This is a genomic window from Lentilactobacillus dabitei (assembly GCF_019061365.1).
Classification (GTDB): Bacteria; Bacillota; Bacilli; order Lactobacillales; family Lactobacillaceae; genus Lentilactobacillus; species Lentilactobacillus dabitei.
In genome coordinates this window covers 1-1,610 of sequence record NZ_JAHPPD010000163.1, presented here as the reverse complement: position 1 = coordinate 1,610, position 1,610 = coordinate 1, and the positions used below count along the sequence as shown (strand labels likewise).

At 44.5% G+C, this 1,610-nt stretch carries 1 protein-coding gene; it reads left to right on the top strand.

What is annotated here, in order from left to right; translation table 11 throughout:
• Positions 1-190: 190 nt before the first annotated feature.
• Positions 191-1,528, top strand: coding sequence for an MATE family efflux transporter (locus KTE19_RS13560; RefSeq protein ID WP_217342507.1), 1,338 nt, complete (start codon positions 191-193; stop codon positions 1,526-1,528).
• The last annotated feature ends 82 nt before the right edge of the window (positions 1,529-1,610 follow it).

Below are 1,610 nucleotides of genomic sequence, written 5' to 3'. Positions count from 1 at the left end.
TTGAATACCGGATTCACAACGACCAGTTATGTGCCTAAAAATTATTAAATATTATCTCCAACTATTGGGGTTCACTTCAAACCGGGATTGATCGCATTTTTCCGTTAAATTCTGGGATCTAAAAGCCTATTCCCAGTCTCACTAACTATATATTAACCAACCTAATCAATTTGAAAGGTTTGTTGGCGCTATGAACAAACAAGATCTAACGCAAGGAAATCCCTTAACCAGGCTAATCGTGTTTTCATTACCCCTAGTCGGTGGCTCGCTGTTTCAACAACTCTATAACTTCATCGACACCTTGATTGTTGGCCGTTTGATCGGCGTTGATGCCGTGGCGGCCGTGGGGGCATACTACCCGTTAAGTTTTCTGATAATCGGCTTTATTCAGGGCAGCTCGATTGGCTATAGCATCCCCCTTTCTCAAAGTATTGGGGCCCACGATGATTTGGCTACTAAGCGCTACTTCACCAATGGTGTTTGGCTGAGTGCGATCGTCGCTCTAATTTTGACCCCATTAATGATCATCTTCGCAGCGCCCTTGCTAAAATTGTTAAATACACCAAGCAACATTATAGAGATGACATGGGTGTTTACAATCATTTCATTTGCCGGCATTCCTGCCAATATTCTGTACAATTATTCAGCGGCAGCGCTCAGAGCGTTTGGTGATTCCATTCACCCATTGCATTTTCTAATCGTTTCACTAATCTTAAATGTGATTCTCGATTTGATCTTCATCCTTGAATTTCATATGGGGATTGCCGGTGCCGCTTGGGCAACCGTAATTAGTGAGTTTGTCGGTGGCTTACTCAATATTGGCCTCTTCTTCGTTGGTAACTCAAAATTAAAGCTCGTAAAGAACAACTGGCAATTTAGCTTGGCTCATATTAGACGAATGGTTGCCGTTGGAATTCCCATGGGGTTTGAATACTGTGTTTCCGCAATTGGCGCGATCATCATGCAGGATGCCATTAACCTGCTGGGTTCGAGCATGGTTGCCGCTCAATCTGCCGCTGACAAAATCCGCCAGTTGTTCACCCTGCCGATGGAAAGTGTTGGCGCCGCCATGGCCACTTATCAAGCTCAAAACTTTGGGGCTAAAAACGGTACCCGAATCAGGCAGGGAATTACCAATGGTATCTTAATCCAAGTCGGATACTCGCTTGGCGCATTTGCCATCGTGAACTTATCAAAAACTTTTCTCGTCACGATGGTTCTTGGCAGTGGTGTCCCTGCCACCACCAGGAGTGCCGTTGAATACCTGACAATTATTTCATTCTTCTTCCCAGTTCATGGCTTACTCATGATCTTCAGAAATACTTTGCAGGGATGGGGGCATAGTCTTTACGCCATTATTTCCGGCTTTGGCGAACTGCTTGGTCGCTCGTTAGGGAGTTTCTTCGCAATGGGCGCTGCCGGCTTCACGGCAATCTGCTATTCAAACCCATTGGCTTGGGGGATTTCGCTCGCGTACTGTGTGTTTATGACCAGGCAATTATTTATAAGAGAGCAACTGGGAAAATAACTGTAAGCACTAAATAACTGGACGTCTACTTCGTAGACGTCTTTTTGAGTACCATAGAATTATTAATTAAGTATGAGGTGAT